The 16,279-nt window shown below is 71.3% G+C and carries 10 protein-coding genes; 8 read left to right on the forward strand and 2 right to left on the reverse strand.

Translation table 11 applies throughout. From position 1 onward, the window contains the following. Window positions 1-20: 20 nt before the first annotated feature. Together HGK34_RS10360 and HGK34_RS10365 are read right to left on the reverse strand one after the other, a co-directional pair. The gene (locus HGK34_RS10360; protein ID WP_201846890.1) at window positions 21-689 is read right to left on the reverse strand and encodes a ThuA domain-containing protein; all 669 of its coding nucleotides are present in this window, start codon (window positions 687-689) and stop codon (window positions 21-23) included. Next, window positions 689-1,837, reverse strand: coding sequence for an ROK family protein (locus HGK34_RS10365; protein ID WP_244666606.1), 1,149 nt, complete (start codon window positions 1,835-1,837; stop codon window positions 689-691). The genes HGK34_RS10360 and HGK34_RS10365 overlap by 1 nt, the downstream gene beginning before the upstream one ends. 179 nt (window positions 1,838-2,016) lie before the next feature. Between HGK34_RS10365 and HGK34_RS10370 the strand changes: the two genes are divergently transcribed. The 8 genes from HGK34_RS10370 (at window position 2,017) to HGK34_RS10405 (ending at window position 15,604) form a co-directional block, all read left to right on the forward strand. Continuing rightward, complete coding sequence (locus HGK34_RS10370) at window positions 2,017-3,537, forward strand: sugar ABC transporter ATP-binding protein (RefSeq protein WP_201846868.1); 1,521 nt, start codon at window positions 2,017-2,019, stop codon at window positions 3,535-3,537. After that, complete coding sequence (locus HGK34_RS10375) at window positions 3,534-4,562, forward strand: ABC transporter permease (RefSeq protein WP_372433110.1); 1,029 nt, start codon at window positions 3,534-3,536, stop codon at window positions 4,560-4,562. Before HGK34_RS10370 ends, HGK34_RS10375 begins: the two co-directional genes overlap by 4 nt. A gap of 131 nt (window positions 4,563-4,693) precedes the next feature. After that, the gene (locus HGK34_RS10380) at window positions 4,694-5,752 is read left to right on the forward strand and encodes a substrate-binding domain-containing protein (protein ID WP_201846870.1); all 1,059 of its coding nucleotides are present in this window, start codon (window positions 4,694-4,696) and stop codon (window positions 5,750-5,752) included. 99 nt (window positions 5,753-5,851) lie between these two features. After that, window positions 5,852-7,030 (forward strand): Gfo/Idh/MocA family protein, encoded by a 1,179-nt coding sequence (locus HGK34_RS10385; RefSeq protein WP_201846872.1) that lies wholly within the window; start codon window positions 5,852-5,854, stop codon window positions 7,028-7,030. A gap of 165 nt (window positions 7,031-7,195) precedes the next feature. Then, window positions 7,196-12,556, forward strand: a complete 5,361-nt coding sequence (locus tag HGK34_RS10390) for a ThuA domain-containing protein (RefSeq protein WP_307815894.1) — start codon at window positions 7,196-7,198, stop codon at window positions 12,554-12,556. Window positions 12,557-12,787: 231 nt separating this feature from the next. Beyond that, complete coding sequence (locus HGK34_RS10395) at window positions 12,788-13,402, forward strand: hypothetical protein (protein ID WP_201846874.1); 615 nt, start codon at window positions 12,788-12,790, stop codon at window positions 13,400-13,402. Between the two features lie 79 nt (window positions 13,403-13,481). After that, complete coding sequence (locus HGK34_RS10400; RefSeq protein ID WP_201846876.1) at window positions 13,482-14,486, forward strand: sugar phosphate isomerase/epimerase family protein; 1,005 nt, start codon at window positions 13,482-13,484, stop codon at window positions 14,484-14,486. 149 nt (window positions 14,487-14,635) lie between these two features. Further along, entirely contained in the window at window positions 14,636-15,604 is a 969-nt protein-coding gene (locus tag HGK34_RS10405; RefSeq protein WP_201846878.1) for a sugar phosphate isomerase/epimerase family protein, read from the forward strand. Window positions 15,605-16,279 lie beyond the last annotated feature (675 nt).

Below are 16,279 nucleotides of genomic sequence, written 5' to 3' on the forward strand. Positions count from 1 at the left end.
CCGGCGGCGGACCCCGGTGGCTACGGCTCCGGCCGAGCAGCCCAGAGCAGCCCGCGCGTGATGATCCCGTGGATCGCCGGGTGCTCGAGCTCCGCGGTCGAGTGGCCGACGGTGCAGGCGAACACCCGCCCCTTCCCCCAGCGCCGGGTCCAGGTCACGGGCACGGTGACGGGCTCGTGCCACGGCGTGTCGGGTCCGGGGCGGTGAGTGGTCGTCATGAGGACGTCGCACGCCGGGTCGTGCTGCACCCAGTACTGCTCGGTGTGCAGGCGGATCGGTGACTCGAGCCCCTGGACGACCGGATGGTCCGCCCGTTCGGGCCGGACGACGATCTCGTGGTCGACGTCGTCCCCCGGGTGGGCGACGAACTGACCGCCGACGATGTGCTGGAAGTCGGTGGCGTTGCGGAAGGAGTCCAGGAGCCCGCCGTGCCAGCCGGCGAGGCCGGTGCCGTTCTCGACGGCGATGCGCAGCCCGTGCATCTCCTCGACCAGGATGTCGCCCATCGTCCACGACTGGACGACGAGATCGGTCCCGGCCATCGCCTCCTCGTCGGCGTAGATCTCGAGCGACTCCTCGATGGTGACGTCGAATCCGGCGTTCCGCAGGAACGGGACGACGAGGTTGGTGGTTCCCGTCGGGTCGTGCCCGTCCCAGCCTCCCCGGACGACGAGTGCGCGACGCGTGATCACATGACCTCCTTGGCAGCGATGAGCGTGTCCACCGAGGATGGCGCGAGGTACTGCTCGATGACAAGGGTCGCGGCGCCGACGACACCGGCCTGGGCGCCTGCCTCCGACGGCGTGATCCGCAGGTCTCGCGTGGCCAGGGGGAGCGAGCGCTGGTAGACCACCTCGCGGATCCCCGCCATGAGATGCTCGCCGGCACCGGCGAGGATGCCGCCGACGACGATGCGGGCGGGGTTCAGCAGACTCACCGAGGCGGCCAGCACGCTCCCGATGTCGCGACCCGCCTGGCGGACCGCCTGGCCCGCGGCGACGTCACCGGACCGGACGAGGTCGACGATGTCCTGGGTGGTGCCCACGGACGCACCCGCGGCACGCAGGCGTGCCGCGATGGCGGCACCCCCGGCGACGGCCTCGAGGCAGCCGTTGTTGCCGCACCGGCACGGGATGTCGCCGGCGCCGGGCACCGTGACGTGCCCCAGGTCGCCGGCGGCGCCCTGGGCTCCCCGGCGCAGCTGGCCGTCCATGATGACGCCGGCGCCGATCCCGGTCGCCACCTTGACGAACAGCAGGTCGTCGACGTCGGGCGCCATCGTCCGGTGCTCGCCCAGCGCCATGATGTTGACGTCGTTGTCCACCAGCACGGGCGCGCCGAGCCGGGCATACAGCTCTGCCGGCACGTCGACTCCGCCCCAGCCGGGCATGATCGGCGGATTGACGGGCCGTCCGGTGCCGTGGTCGACCGGGCCGGGCAGCCCGATGCCGACACCGGCGAGCTCGTCCATGCGGCGCCCGGCCTGGGTGACGAGCTTTCTGCCGGTCTCGGCAACCCAGGCCAGTACGGGATCCGGTCCGTCGGCGATGGCGAGAGGTTCGTCGACCTGGGCGATCGGCACGCCCGCGAGGTCCGTGACGGCGATCCGCGCGTGGGTGGCTCCCAGGTCCACGCCCAGTGCGATGCGTCCTCCGGGGTCGAAGGCGAACGTCGACGGTGGCCGGCCACCGGTGCTCGTCGCCTCTCCGGCGGGTGCCAGGAGGCCGACGGACCGCAGCGCGTCGATACGCGCGGCGACGGTCGATCGTGACTGCCCGGTCTCGGCAACGAGTGAGGCGCGCGTCCGCGGCGCGCCGTTCCGGAACAGTTGGAACATCTCACCCGCTCCCGTCGGCCGCGGCGGGAATTTCGCCAGCCCTTCCATGAGCACAGTGAACCATGCCACCTTTCGTCGCCACTTCTTCGTCTCTTCACCCCGATCACAGGGAGGTAACGGTCCTAAAGTACCGGAACTTATGATTGACAGTGTGCAGAAGTCGCCCCTATGGTCGGCGTATGGTCACTGGAGACCCCGCAGCACCGCTGCTGCAGATGCACGGCATCGTCAAGCACTTCCCGGGTGCCAAGGCGCTCGACGGCGTCGACCTCGACGTGCTGCCCGGGGAGGTGCACTGCCTCCTGGGCCAGAACGGGGCCGGGAAGTCGACCCTCATCAAGGTCCTGGCGGGGGCGCACCAGCCCACCGCCGGGACGATCCGGCTGGACGGCCAGGAGATCCGGATCCCTCACCCGGTCGCGGCCCTCGAGCACGGCATCGCCACGATGTACCAGGAGCTCGACGTCGTCGACGGCCTCACCGTGGCGGAGAACATCTACCTCGGTCACGAGCTCGCCTCGGCGGGCTTCACCCGGCGGCGCGAGGTCGCCGGCCGCACCCGCCGCCTCATGGAACGCCTCGGCCACCCGGAGATCGGGCCGCACCGGGAGGTCGGCAGCCTGTCGGCCGCCGGCAAGCAGATCGTCTCGATGGCCCGAGCCCTGTCCCGCGACGCACGGGTGATCGTCATGGACGAGCCGTCGGCCGTGCTCGACGCCGGTGAGGTCGACAACCTCTTCCGGGTCGTGGAGGAGCTCACGGGCCAGGGCATCGCGATCATCTACATCTCCCACCGGCTGGAGGAGATCCGCCGTATCGGCGACCGCCTCACCGTCCTCAAGGACGGCGTGACCGTGGGCCGGAACCTCCCGGTCGCCTCGACGCCGACGGACGAACTGATCAAACTCATGACCGGCAAGGACGTCGAGTACGCGTTTCCCGCCCGGCCCGGCGTCCCGCAGGACGCCCCGGTCCGCCTCGTGGTGGACGGCCTCGCGCTCGCGGACACCTTCCAGGACGTCTCGCTCACGGTCCGGGGCGGAGAGATCGTCGGCCTGGCTGGGCTCGTGGGATCGGGCCGCTCCGAGATCCTCGAGACCATCTGTGGTGCGCGCCGCGCCACGGCGGGGACGGTCACCCTCGACGGACGGACCCTGCGCCGCGGCTCCGTGACCGCGGCGGTCTCCGCCGGGATCGGGCTCGCGCCGGAGGAGCGCAAGAGCCAGGGCCTGGTGCTCGACGAACCGGTCTACCGCAATGTGACCCTGGCGAGCTTCGCCCGGATCGCGCAGGCCGGTTGGCTGGACGAACGCGCGGAGAGGACGGCCTCGCAGGAGCAGGCCGCCGCCCTGGACCTCCGGCCCCGCGACGTGGACCGTGCGATCCGGACCCTGTCGGGCGGCAACCAGCAGAAGGCGATGCTCGCCCGCTGGCTGGTGCACGGCTGCGAGGTGCTGCTGCTCGACGAGCCCACCCGCGGCGTCGACGTCGGGGCTCGGTCCGAGATCTACGCGCTCGTCAGGCGGCTGGCCGACGCCGGCACCGCCGTGCTCGTGGTCTCGAGCGAGATCCCCGAGGTGCTGGGGCTGGCGGACCAGGTGCTGGTCGTGTCCGACGGACGGGTCGTGCGCAGCGCGCCCGCGCAGGAGATCGACGAGCACCAGGTGCTCGACCTCGTCATGGAAGGAACAAGCGCGTGACCGAACCCACGGCCGTCCAGCAGGCCGACCTGGAGACCAAGAACGAGAGCAGGACCCGGCGCCCCTCGATGTTCTCCGGCCCCGCCGGCCGCAACGCCGGGCTCGTCCTGGCCCTGGTGCTCATCTGCGTGGTGGGTACCGTCACCGGCGGTGAGCGGTTCGCCAGCCTCGACAACCTCATGACCGTCCTGCGCCTGGCCGCCGTCATCGGCGTCCTCGCGATCGGGATGACGTTCGTCATCACCTCCGGGGGCATCGACCTCTCGGTCGGCTCCGTGATGGGGCTGACCACCGTCTGGGCCACCACCCTGGCGACGCAGGCCATGGCCGAGAGTTTCCACTGGGTGGTGATGGTGTTCACGGCCATGGTCGTCGGGACCGTCGCCGGCCTCGTCAACGGCCTGATCATCGCCTACGGGCGCGTCGTCCCGTTCATCACCACGCTGGCGATGCTCGCCAGCGCCCGCGGCCTGGCGGAGATGATCTCCGACCGGCAGACGCAGCGGGTCCAGAGCGACGCGTTCATCGAGTTCTTCCGCAGGGAACCCCTCGGGGTGCCGATCCTCGTGTGGATCTTCGCGGTCGTGGCCGTCGCCGGCTGGTTCCTGCTCAACCGGACCACGTTCGGGCGCCGGACCGTCGCCGTGGGTGGCAACGCGGAGGCGTCACGCCTCGCCGGGATCAAGGTGCAGCGCCACATCCTGTACATCTACGGACTGGCCGGCCTGACCGCGGGGATCGCCGGTGCGATGATGCTCGGCCGCACCACGGCCGGAACCTCCACCCACGGCACGCTCTGGGAGCTGGAGGCCATCGCCGCCGTCGTCGTCGGCGGCACCCTGCTGGTCGGCGGCCGCGGCACCATCGTCGGCACCGTCGTGGGCGTCCTCATCTTCACCGTGCTGACCAACGTGTTCACCATCAACAACATGTCGACCTCGGCGCAGCTCGTCGCCAAGGGCGCCATCATCGTGGCCGCCGTGCTCCTGCAGCAGCGGTTCGCCACCCGGTCGACGCCGACCTGACCCGTGCCCTCCGGGGCACGCTCCCCGTCGCAGCCCAGCCCTGACCGCAACCCTCTCCCCGCCGCAGGCCGCGCTGTCCGCGCGCGCCCTGCCTCCCCCCGCAGGTACCGGACCGAATCGAGGAAGATCTGATGTCCGCTCGGAAGAACCCACGCCGGATGCTCGCCATCCCCGCCGCCCTCGCCGCCTCCACCCTTCTGCTCGCCGGCTGCGTCAGCAACGAACCGCCCGAGGAGGAGAACGACTCCATGAGCCAGGAGAGCGGCTCCGGCGGCACCACCAACGACGAACCCGGTGAGACCGTCACGATCGGTTTCTCCGCACCCGCCGCCGACCACGGCTGGATGGGCGCCATCACGCGCGCGGCCCTGGAGACCGCCGAGCGGTACGACGACGTCGAGCTGCGCCAGGCAGAGGCCACCAACGACGTCAACATGCAGATCAGCCACATCGAGCAGTTCATCAACGAGGGCGTGGACGCCATCGTGCTGCTCCCGTTCGACGGCGACGCACTCACCGAGGTCTCCCTCGACGCGATGGAGGCCGGCATCCCCGTCATCAACGTGGACCGCGAGCTGTCCAGCCCGTTCGCGTCCCGCGCCACCATCCTCGGCGACAACTACGGGATGGGCGTCTCCGCCGGCACCTACATCTGCGAGCAGCTCGGGGACCAGCCGGACGCCGTCGTCGCCGAGATCCAGGGCATCGCCAACCTGCCGCTCACGCAGGACAGGTCCCAGGGCTTCGCCGACGCCCTGAGCGACTGCGGGCTGTCCGTCTCCACCCAGGTGGCCGCCGACTTCACCATCCAGGGAGGAGAGACCGCCACGTCCAACCTCCTGCAGGCCGAACCCGAGATCGACGCCATCTGGAACCACGACGACGACCAGGGCATCGGCGTCATGGCCGCGATCGAGAACGCCGGACGTGACGAGTTCTTCATGGTCGGCGGCGCCGGCTCCCTCGACGTCATGGAGCAGATCCAGGCGGGCGACTCCGTCCTGCGGGCCACGGTCATCTACCCGTCCACGCAGGCGGCCGACGGCATCAAGCTCGCGCGCCTGATCGCCCAGGACAAGGACATGGCCGACCTGGTCTCCGCGGGCGCGCCGCACACCATCCAGCTGCATGCGCCGGTGGTCACCGCCGACAACGTGGACCAGTACCTGGACCTCGGATTCCGCTCCTGATGAGCGGATCCCGCCCCCGGTGGCGAGGCAGCCCGCCTCGCCGCCGCAGTCCCGGCCGTCCACCGGAGGCCGGGTCCCGACGACGGAAGGACCACGTTCATGGGTGACGCGCCCCGCGACCAGCTAGGCGTCGGCATGGTCGGCTACTCGTTCATGGGCGCCGCCCACTCCCAGGCCTGGCGTACCGCCCCCCGCTTCTTCGAGCTCCCGCTGCGTGTCGGGATGCGCGTCGTCGCCGGCCGCTCCGCCGCGGGCGTGCGGGAGGCCGCCGACCGGCTCGGCTGGCAGGAGTCGACCACCGACTGGCGCACGCTGCTCGACCGGGACGACGTCGAACTGGTCGACGTGTGCACGCCGGGCAACACCCACGCGGAGATCGCCGTCGCCGCCCTCGACGCGGGCAAGCATGTGCTGTGCGAGAAGCCGCTGGCCAACTCGGTCGCCGAGGCGGAGGAGATGGCCGCCGCCGCCGAGCGTGCGGCCGGTCACGGGGTGCTGGCGATGGTGGGCTTCACCTACCGCCGGGTGCCGGCGATCCGGCTCGCGCGGGACCTCGTGGCCGCGGGCCGCATCGGCGACGTGCGCCACGTGCGGGCGCAGTACCTGCAGGACTGGCTGACCGACCCCGCGGAGCCGCTGTCGTGGCGCCTGGACAAGGAGAAGGCCGGCTCGGGTGCGCTCGGCGACATCGGGGCGCACGTCGTGGACCTGGCCCAGTTCATCACCGGCGAGCAGGTCGTGGGAGTCAGCGGCCTGCTGGAGACGTTCGTCCGCGAGCGGCCCGTCGCGGAGTCGTCCTCCGGCCTGACCGGCCGGGCGGGCGACGGTACGGGACCGGTCACGGTGGACGACGCCGCGCTGTTCTTCGGACGGCTGTCCGGCGGCGGCCTGGCGAGCTTCGAGGCGACGCGGTTCGCCGCGGGCCGCAAGAACGCCATCCGGCTCGAGATCAACGGCTCACGCGGCTCGCTGGCGTTCGACTTCGAGGACATGAACGTCCTGCACTTCTTCGACGACGGCGAGGACCCGGCCACGGCAGGCTTCCGCCGCATCGTGGTGACCGAGCCCGGCCATCCCTACGTGGGGGCCTGGTGGCCACCCGGCCACGGCCTCGGCTACGAGCACGGGTTCACCCACCAGGTGGTGGACCTGGTCGAGGACCTGGCCGCCGCACGCCAGCCGCGCCCGTCGTTCGCGGACGGCCTGGCAGTCCAGCGCGTGCTCGACGCCGTCGAGCGCAGCTGGCAGCAGGACAGCGGCTGGGTGGACGTCGCCTGACCGGCGGGACCGAGCCCCGCAGAAGGGAGGACAGCGACGGATGCCCGGCCGGGTACCGGCGACACGCATCCGTGACGGACAGCAGGACCGGTGACGACACCGTCAGGGCCGACGGGTCGGGACCCCGGAGCGCAACAGAACCGTTCGACGACGAAGGAGTTCTTGGTGAGAAACTTGCTCTGGGGAGCACCGCGCGGAGGTGGACGGCTGGTCGCCGTCGCCGCCGCACTCGCGGTCGCCGCTCCCATGACCCTGGCCACCGCCACCGCGGCCCAGGCGGCCGTCGCACCCGCGCCGCTCGTCGCACCCGCGCCGCTCGTCGCACCCGCGCCGCTCGCCGCAGCCGCGGCGGACGACCCGTTCAGCGTGCTCGTCTTCTCGCGCACGGCAGGCTTCCGGCACGGGTCGATCCCCACCGGGATCGCGGCGATCGAACAGCTCGGCGCCGAGCACGGCTTCACGGTGGACGCCACCGAGGATGCCGGGGCGTTCACCGACGAGAACCTCGCAGGCTACGACGTCGTCGCCTGGCTCTCCACCACCGGCGACGTCCTGGACGAGACGCAGCAGGCCGCGTTCGAGAGGTACATCCGGAACGGCGGCGGCTACGCCGGCATCCACGCGGCCTCCGACACCGAGTACGACTGGCCCTGGTACGGCGAGCTGGTGGGCGCCTACTTCAACTCCCACCCGCAGATCCAGGACGCCACGATCAAGGTCGAGGACCCCGCCCACCCGTCGACCGCGAACCTGCCGCAACGCTGGCAGCGGCTCGACGAGTGGTACAACTTCCGCTCCGACCCGCGCGACGACGTGCACGTGCTGGCCTCGCTGGACGAGTCCACCTACGACGCCGGGACGGGCGCGATGGGCGCCGAGCACCCGATCGCCTGGTGCCAGGCCTACGACGGCGGCCGCTCCTGGTACACCGGCGGCGGCCACACCGACGCCGCGTACAGCGAGCCCGAGTTCCTCGACCACCTGCTGGGCGGCCTGCGGACCGCGGCGGGCGTCGTCGACTCCGACTGCTCCGCCACACAGAGCGCCGGCTACGAGATGGTGCCGCTCGACGAGGACACCGCCAACCCGATGATGCTGGACGTCGCCGGGGACGGCACCGTCTTCTACGTCGAGCGGGACGGGCGCGTACAGACCATCGACCCGGCGTCGAACACCACCGGCACCGCCATGACACTTCCTGTCACCCAGTCCAACGAGGACGGCCTGACCGGCGTCGTCCTGGACCCGGACTTCGCGGACAACGGCTGGGTGTACCTGTTCTGGTCCCCGCAGGACGTCGGCGACGACGGCCCGCACAACCGCGTCTCCCGCTTCGACTACGACGCCGCCTCCGGCAGCATCGACCCGTCCACGGAGGAGACGGTGCTGGTCATCCCCACACAGCGCGACACCTGCTGCCACGCCGGCGGAGACATGGTCTTCGACGGCGCGGGCAACCTGTACGTCGCCACCGGCGACAACACCAACCCGTTCGAGTCCCAGGGCTACGCCCCACTGGACGAGCGCGACGGCCGGGAGAACTACGACTCCCAGCGCACCGCGGCCAACAGCAACGACCTGCGCGGCAAGATCCTGCGCATCACGCCGCAGGACGACGGCTCGTACACGATCCCCGAGGGCAACCTGTTCGCCCCGGGCACCGCGGACACCCTCCCGGAGATCTACGCGATGGGCTTCCGCAACCCCTTCCGGATCGGCGTCGACCCGGGCACCGGCAGCGTGCTCGTCGCCGACTACGGTCCGGACGCCGGCTCCGCCGACCCGGACCGCGGCCCCGCCGGCACCGTCGAATGGAACGTTGTCAGCGAGCCCGGCTTCTACGGCTGGCCGTACTGCACGGGATCGAACAACGCCTACCACGCCTACGACTTCGCCACCGGCCAGTCCGGCGCGGCGTACGACTGCGACGGCGGCCCCGTCAACGACTCCCCGCACAACACCGGCCTGACCCAGCTGCCGCCCGCCGTGGAGGCCGAGGTCTGGTACGGCTACTCGACCAACCCGCTGTTCCCGGAGATCGGCGGCGGGGGCGCCCCGATGGGCGGCCCGGTCTACACCTACGACCCGGAGCTCGACTCCGACGTCAAGTGGCCCGCCTACTGGGACGGCAAGGCACTGTTCGGCGAGTGGAACCAGGGCCGGATGTACTCCTTCCAGCTCGACGGCGAACAGCGCGACGACCTGGTGGACATCAACCGGGTGCTGCCCGGGATCTTCGACCCCGGCGCCGGGTTCGACCGGCCCATGGACTTCGACTTCGGCCCCGACGGAGCCCTGTACGTCGTGGACTGGGGCTCCGGGTTCGGCGGCAACAACGACAGCTCGGGCGTCTACAAGGTCGACTACGTCGAGGGCGACCCCGCCCCCGTCGCCCGGGCGAGCGCCGACGTGACCGACGGCCTGGCCCCGCTGACCGTCCACTTCTCCTCCGAGGGCACCCGGCACCCGGCCGGGGAGCCGATCTCGCTCCAGTGGACGTTCGGCGACGGCTCCGCACCGAGCACCGAGGCGAACCCGACCCACACCTACACCGAGAACGGCCGCTACACCGCCCAGCTCGTCGCCACCGACGCCGCCGGACAGACCGGCGTCGCGAACGTGACGGTCGTGGTCGGCAACCTCGCCCCACAGGTGTCCATCACCTTCCCGGACAACGGCGGCTTCTTCGAATGGGGCGACCAGGTCCGCTACGAGATCGACGTCGACGACCCCGACGGAGAGGTGACCTGCGACAACGTCTCGCTGTTCACCTCACTCGGCCACGACTCCCACGCCCACCCGTTCGACGAGCTGACCGGCTGCTCGGGCGTCGTCCAGACCGCCCGCGACGAGGGCCACGGCATCGAGTCGAACATCTTCTGGGTCATCGAGGCCTTCTACACCGACGACGGCGGCGCGGCAGGCGTCCCCCTCACCACCTCCGACCTCCAGGTGCTCCAGCCCAAGCTGGTCCAGGCCGAGTTCTTCACCGGAACCGGCCGCGTGGACGGCATCGGCGACGGCGCCGGCGACCCCGGCGTCCAGATCGAGGAGACCGGCGACACCGCCGGCGGCGGCCAGAACATCGGGTTCATCGAACCCGGCGACTACTGGGCCCACGAACCCGTCAGCCTGTCCGACGTCGACGCCATCTCCCTGCGCGCCGCCTCGGCGGGCGACGGTGGCGAGGTGTCCCTGCGCTGGGACGCCCCCGACGGCCCGGAGATCGGCCGCATCACCGTGCCCGGCACCGGCGACTGGCAGCAGTACGTCGACGTCGGCACCCCGCTCCACGACGTCCCGTCCGGCTCGGGATCCCTCCACTTCGTCCTGCTCTCCGGCGGGATCAACGTCAACTGGATGGAGATCGACGGCCGCGGGGTCACCGACAACGAACGACCCGAGGTCGAACTCACCGTCGACCCCGTCTCGGGCGACGCCCCGCTGACCGTGACCGCCTCCGCCGACGCCACCGACCCCGACGGCACCGGCGACCTGTCCTACGCCTGGGACGTCGGCCTCGGCGACGGATTCGTCGACGGCGGGACACCCACCCTCGAGCACACCTACGACCAGCCGGGCACCTACCGGCTGCAGGTGCGCGTCACCGACGAGGGCGGCGCCTACACCGTCGAGCACGCCATGGTCGAGGTCACCGGAACCATCCCGGAACCGGAACCCTGCCTGTCCGGACGGTCCGACGACTTCCTCGGGGACGACCTCGATCCCGCCCGCTGGACGGTGCTCGACCGCAACCAGGACCTGCGCGTCGCCGACGGGACACTCACGATCCCGGCGAGCGTCTCGGACTTCTACGGGACGGACAACGTCACCGTGCCGAACATCGTCCTGCAGGACCTGCCCGACGGCCCCTTCACCGCCACGGCCAAGCTCACGATCCCGGCCTACGCGCAGTACCAGCAGGCCGGCCTGCTGATCTACGGCGACGCCGACAACTACGCGAAGATGGTCCTCGAGGGCCGATCGGCACCCGCCGACCCGGCCACCCGCATCTTCCAGTACATCCGCGAGGAGGACGGCGCACCGAACGAGGGCGGCGACTCCAACACCGCGGCCCTCGGCGAGACCTACCCGGACACCGTGTACGTGCGCCTGGCCAGCACCGACGGCCAGAACCTCACCGCCTCCTACTCGGCCGACGGCGTGACCTACACCGACATGCCCGAGACCAAGCAGCTCGCCGGCATCGACGACCCGCAGATCGGGCTCGTGGCGCTCGCGGGCACCGGCTCGGCCGCCGAGGTGGTGGACGCCGGGTTCGACTGGTTCCACCTCACCCCGGACGACACGGCCGAGGCCCCCGGGCCCGACGACGAGTTCGACGGGGACGCCCTCGACGGCTGCCGTTGGGACGTCGTCCGTGAGGACCCGGCGGGCTACCGGGTGACCGGTGGCGCGCTCGACATCGACACGACCGCCACCGACATCTACACCGACAGCAACACGGGCACGCCGAACATCGTCGTGCAGGACCAGCCGTCCGGCGACTGGACCGTCGAGACCCTGGTGGACGGGTCGGACTTCGACCAGCAGTACCAGCAGGGCGGTCTGATCGTCTACGGCGACGACGACAACTACGTCAAGTTCGACCTCGTGACGGACAACGCGGCGGGCGACCCCGTCGCGCAGCGCCTGGAACTGCGCTCGGAGGTCGACGCCGTGGTGCAGGACCCGCAGCCGAACGCGAGCGACCTGACGTCCGGCGTGTGGCACCTGCGCCTGTCGAGGGAGGGATCCACCTTCAGCGCCGCGTACAGCGCCGACGGGGAGGACTGGACCGCCGTCGGCGAGACGGTCACCCACGACGGACTGGAGGACGCCCGGGTGGGGCTGTACGCCCTCGGGGCCTCGCAGCAGTCGCCGGCCACGGCGTCGTTCGACCACTTCCGGGTGGCCGACGACGCCGAGCCGCTCACGGAGGCGACCCCAGCGGTCGACGTCGTGGAGCCGACCTGCGCGTACGACGTCTCCGGGACGGAGGTCGTCACCGGGGGAACCCTCGTCCCGGCCGACGTGACGGGGGTCCGGTCGTACGTCGTGCGTGAGTGGGTGGACGGCTCGGCCGGGGACCGCCTGGACGACCTGACCGGCCTGGCGCCGGGGGAGTACCGCGTCGCGGCGCGGCCCGCCGAGGGGTACGCCCTCGTCGGCGAGGGCGACTGGAAGGTCAGGGACAACGGGCTCGCCGTGCTCTTCGTGACGCTCGAGGAGCCGGAGTGCCCCGACCCGACCACACCCGACGTCGTCGTCACCCCGGCGACGTGCGACGCCGGAGGCTCGATCGCCTCGGTCGTGCTCCCGGGGGTGCGCGGCTACGTCGTGCACCGGTGGGTCAACGGCTCGGCGCACGGCAAGCCACGCGACCTGGGGAACCTCGAGCCGGGTGACTACCGCGTGATCGCCTCGCCCACCCCCCGCACGGACCTCACGCCGTCCGGCGACTGGGAGCTCAGCCCGTCCGGCAAGGCACGGGTCGTCGTGACCGTCGAGGAGGGGTGCGACTGAGAGACCCGGGGCGTGCGCCGCCGGTCGGCGCACGCCCCGTCGACCGCCGCCGGCCGGCACCACGACGAAGGCCCTGCCGCCGGCCCCGGCCCAGGGCCGACGGCAGGGGCGTGGTGCACGCCGGCGGCAGGGCCGGTGACCACCGGCCCGGCCTCGGCACGGGGTGGACGCGCTCCGGTCCCGTGCCGAGGTTCCCCGGGGCCGGTGCCCCCGAGTCGGAGAGGAACGGACATGCAACGGTTCACACGCCTGGGCGCGGCGCTCGCGCTCGGCCTCGGCCTCGCCGTGGCGCCGGCGGCCACGCCTCCGGCGGTGGCGCACGGCGGCGCGATCGACGTCGAGCTCGGTACGGACGGCGCCGGCGGCGTCTCGGCGACCCTGGTCTGGGCGCGGGACGGGCATCCCGTCGAGGAGTCGGCCGTGGTGGTGGTGCGGGCGCGTTCGGCGGACGGGGCGGAGGCCGGGCCGGTCACGCTCGTCTCGGCGCCGGAGGGCGTCGGCTGGTACCGCTCGGACCCGGCACTGCTCGACGAGGGGCACTGGACGGTGACCGCACGCGTCAGGAAGCCCGTTGCCGCCACGGTGAAGACCGAGCTCGACGTCGCCGCGCCGCCGTCTCCCGCGCCGTCCGGCCCGGACTCCGCCGTGCCCGGACCGGGCACCGACGCCGAGGACGCGACGACGCGCGACGGGGCCGGCGGTTCGTCCGTCGAGGCGGAGGTCTCGGATCCGGACACGGCACCGACGTCCGCCGGGCCCCCGGTCCGGACCGGCTGGGTGGTGGGCGCGCTCGTCGCCGCCGTGGTGGTGGCGGCCGTCGTCGTCCTGCGCAGGCGAAGGCCATGACCGAAGACCGCCGGCGACCCGCCGGCACCGGGGCGTCCCGCACGGGGCACGCGCCGGGCACGGACAGGAGGAGAGCACGATGACACGACCGATCACGCTGTTCACCGGCCAATGGGCTGACCTACCCCTGGAGGAGGTGGCCCGGCTCGCCGCGGGATGGGGCTACGACGGCCTCGAGCTCGCCTGCTGGGGCGACCACCTCGACCCCTGGCGCTGGGACGACGACGAGTACGTGGCCGGGCGGATCGACCTGCTCAAGCGGCACGGGCTGAAGGTGTGGGCGATCAGCAACCACCTCAAGGGCCAGGCGGTGTGCGACGACCCCATCGACCAGCGGCACCGCGACATCCTCTCCGACAGGGTGTGGGGCGACGGGGATCCCGAGGGCGTCCGGCAGCGTGCGGCCGAGGAGATGAGGTGCACCGCCCGGCTCGCGGCACGGCTGGGGGTGGACACGGTCGTGGGGTTCACGGGGTCGTCGATCTGGAAGTACGTGGCGATGTTCCCGCCGGCCTCCGCCGAGCTGGTCGAGGCGGGCTACCAGGACTTCGCCGACCGCTGGAACCCGATCCTCGACGTCTTCGACGAGGTAGGGGTGCGGTTCGCGCACGAGGTGCATCCGAGCGAGATCGCCTACGACTACTGGACGACGGCGGCCACGCTGGAGGCGATCGGGCACCGGGAGGCGTTCGGCCTCAACTGGGACCCGTCACACATGGTGTGGCAGGACCTGGACCCGGTGGCCTTCCTGTGGGACTTCCGGGACCGCATCTACCACGTGGACTGCAAGGACACGAAGAAGCGCATGACCAACGGGCGCAACGGCCGGCTGTCCTCGCACCTGCCCTGGGCCGACCCCCGGCGAGGCTGGGACTTCGTGTCGACCGGTCACGGCGACGTCCCCTGGGAGGACGCGTTCCGCATGCTCAACGCGATCGACTACAGCGGGCCGATCTCCGTGGAGTGGGAGGACGCCGGCATGGACCGGCTGGTCGGGGCGCCGGAGGCGCTGGAGTACGTGCGGCGTACCGCCTTCGACGCCCCGGACGCCGCCTTCGACGCCGCGTTCTCCACGAAGGACTAGAGAGAGGTGGTCACGGCCGGGTGCATCGCCCGGCGAACCGGCCGGGCACGGTTGCCCGGTCCCACGAGGGGGCGCGCGGGCGCGCCTCCGTATCCGAAACAGCATCACGGCTGCCCCGGACGGGGCGGTCCGAGCAAGGGAGCTCCTCAATGACGACTCGCACCGGCCTGAACCGCCGGACATTCATGACGTTGGCCGCCGGATCGGTGACGGTCGGGGCCGGGGTCCTCGCGGGAGCCGGTCCCGCGGGGGCCGCTACCGCCTCACGGACCGGACGTCGCCTGGTCCCCGCGGGGCATCTGGGCATCCAGCTCTGGTCGATCCGGGACAAGGTGTCCGCGCTGGGCTTCCGGACCGTCTTCGAACGCCTCTCCGAGATGGGGTACCGCGAGATCGAGTTCGCGGGGTACAGCCAGGGCACCGGCGACATCACGGCGTCGGAGATCCGGACGCTGCTCGACGACAACGGGCTGGTCGCCGTCGGGTCGCACCGCGGGATCCGCGACTTCGAGAACGGCCTGGAGGCCGAGCTCGACATCGCGGAAACCCTCGGGATGAAGCACATCGGTACGGCCAACGCGCCCACGGCCGACCGGACCGTGAGCGGCTACCGGGCCGCCGCGGAGCGGTTCAACGGGTTCGGCGAGGCCGCCGCCGCCCGAGGCCTGAAGTTCTACCAGCACAATCACGACGGCGAGTTCGGCTTCGCCGAGGACGACCCGTCGGTTCGGCTGTACGACGTCTTCCTCGGGAACACCGACCCGTCGACCGTGTTCCTCGAGATGGACGTGTACTGGGCCCACGTGGGCAAGCACCGCTACCCAGGCTTCGAGCCGGTGGAGTACGTGCTCGCCAACCGTTCGCGATACCCGCTGTTCCACCTCAAGGACGGCAGGGCCGAGCCCGAGACGGACGACGGCTACGACATGGTCGAGTTCGGCGTGGGGGACATCGACTACCGGTCGTTCCTGGGCGCGCTCACGGGCAGCGGCCGGCAGCACCTGATCTGGGAGCAGGACAACGCCGCCCAGGTGGCCGAGCCGCCCCACGCACCGGACTCGTTCGGGAACGCGGACCGGTCGGCCGAGCGCCTGCTCACGCTGCGGGGTACCTGCTGACCGTCGCGAGAGCACGCGGGGGTGCCGAGCCCTCGCCCTCGCCCTCGCCGGGCGGCGTGTCGCGCCGGCCGGCGAGGGCCCGAGGACGCGACGGAAGCCGATGGGGGCAGCCATGGTGATGGAATCGCAAAATACTTCCCATGTTTTGATCGGGGTTTCCTGCTAGAACACTCAAGCAATCTTGCCTGACGCACCACTGGGGAGTGTTGGGCGTGCCGCCCGGCCCTCTGTCTTCCATGGAACCGCCAAAATAGGTTGACCTGCGGTGATGTCCTGTGTCGCGCATCACCGTCCGTGAGTTGGCATGTACTCCGGGGCCTGTGTAATGTTCTCGTTGTCAGCCCGACGGGCGGACGGACAGCCAAGGCGAAGAGCCGGAGGTTGGACGCGCCGGGGTTGGCCACCTTCCGAGATTTCCGGGATCGCACCCGTTTCTCCACTGACTCAGGATCGCAAGATCAGCGAGTTTGCGGGGTAGGAGCGAAAATGGTAAGTTAAGGAAGTTGCCCCGGATTCGGGTCGGAACCAAGCGGTTTGGGCCTGGAACGGTGTGCGTCGGTTGTTTGAGAACTCAACAGTGTGCTTGATAGTCAATGCCAAATTTTGTCCCTCGTTGTGGGGGATGTTTTGGATCGGATCGAGCAGTTCAGCTTGGTCTGGCCAGTATCAGTAAAA

Source organism: Myceligenerans indicum (genome assembly GCF_016742955.1).
GTDB lineage: Bacteria > Actinomycetota > Actinomycetes > Actinomycetales > Cellulomonadaceae > Myceligenerans > Myceligenerans indicum.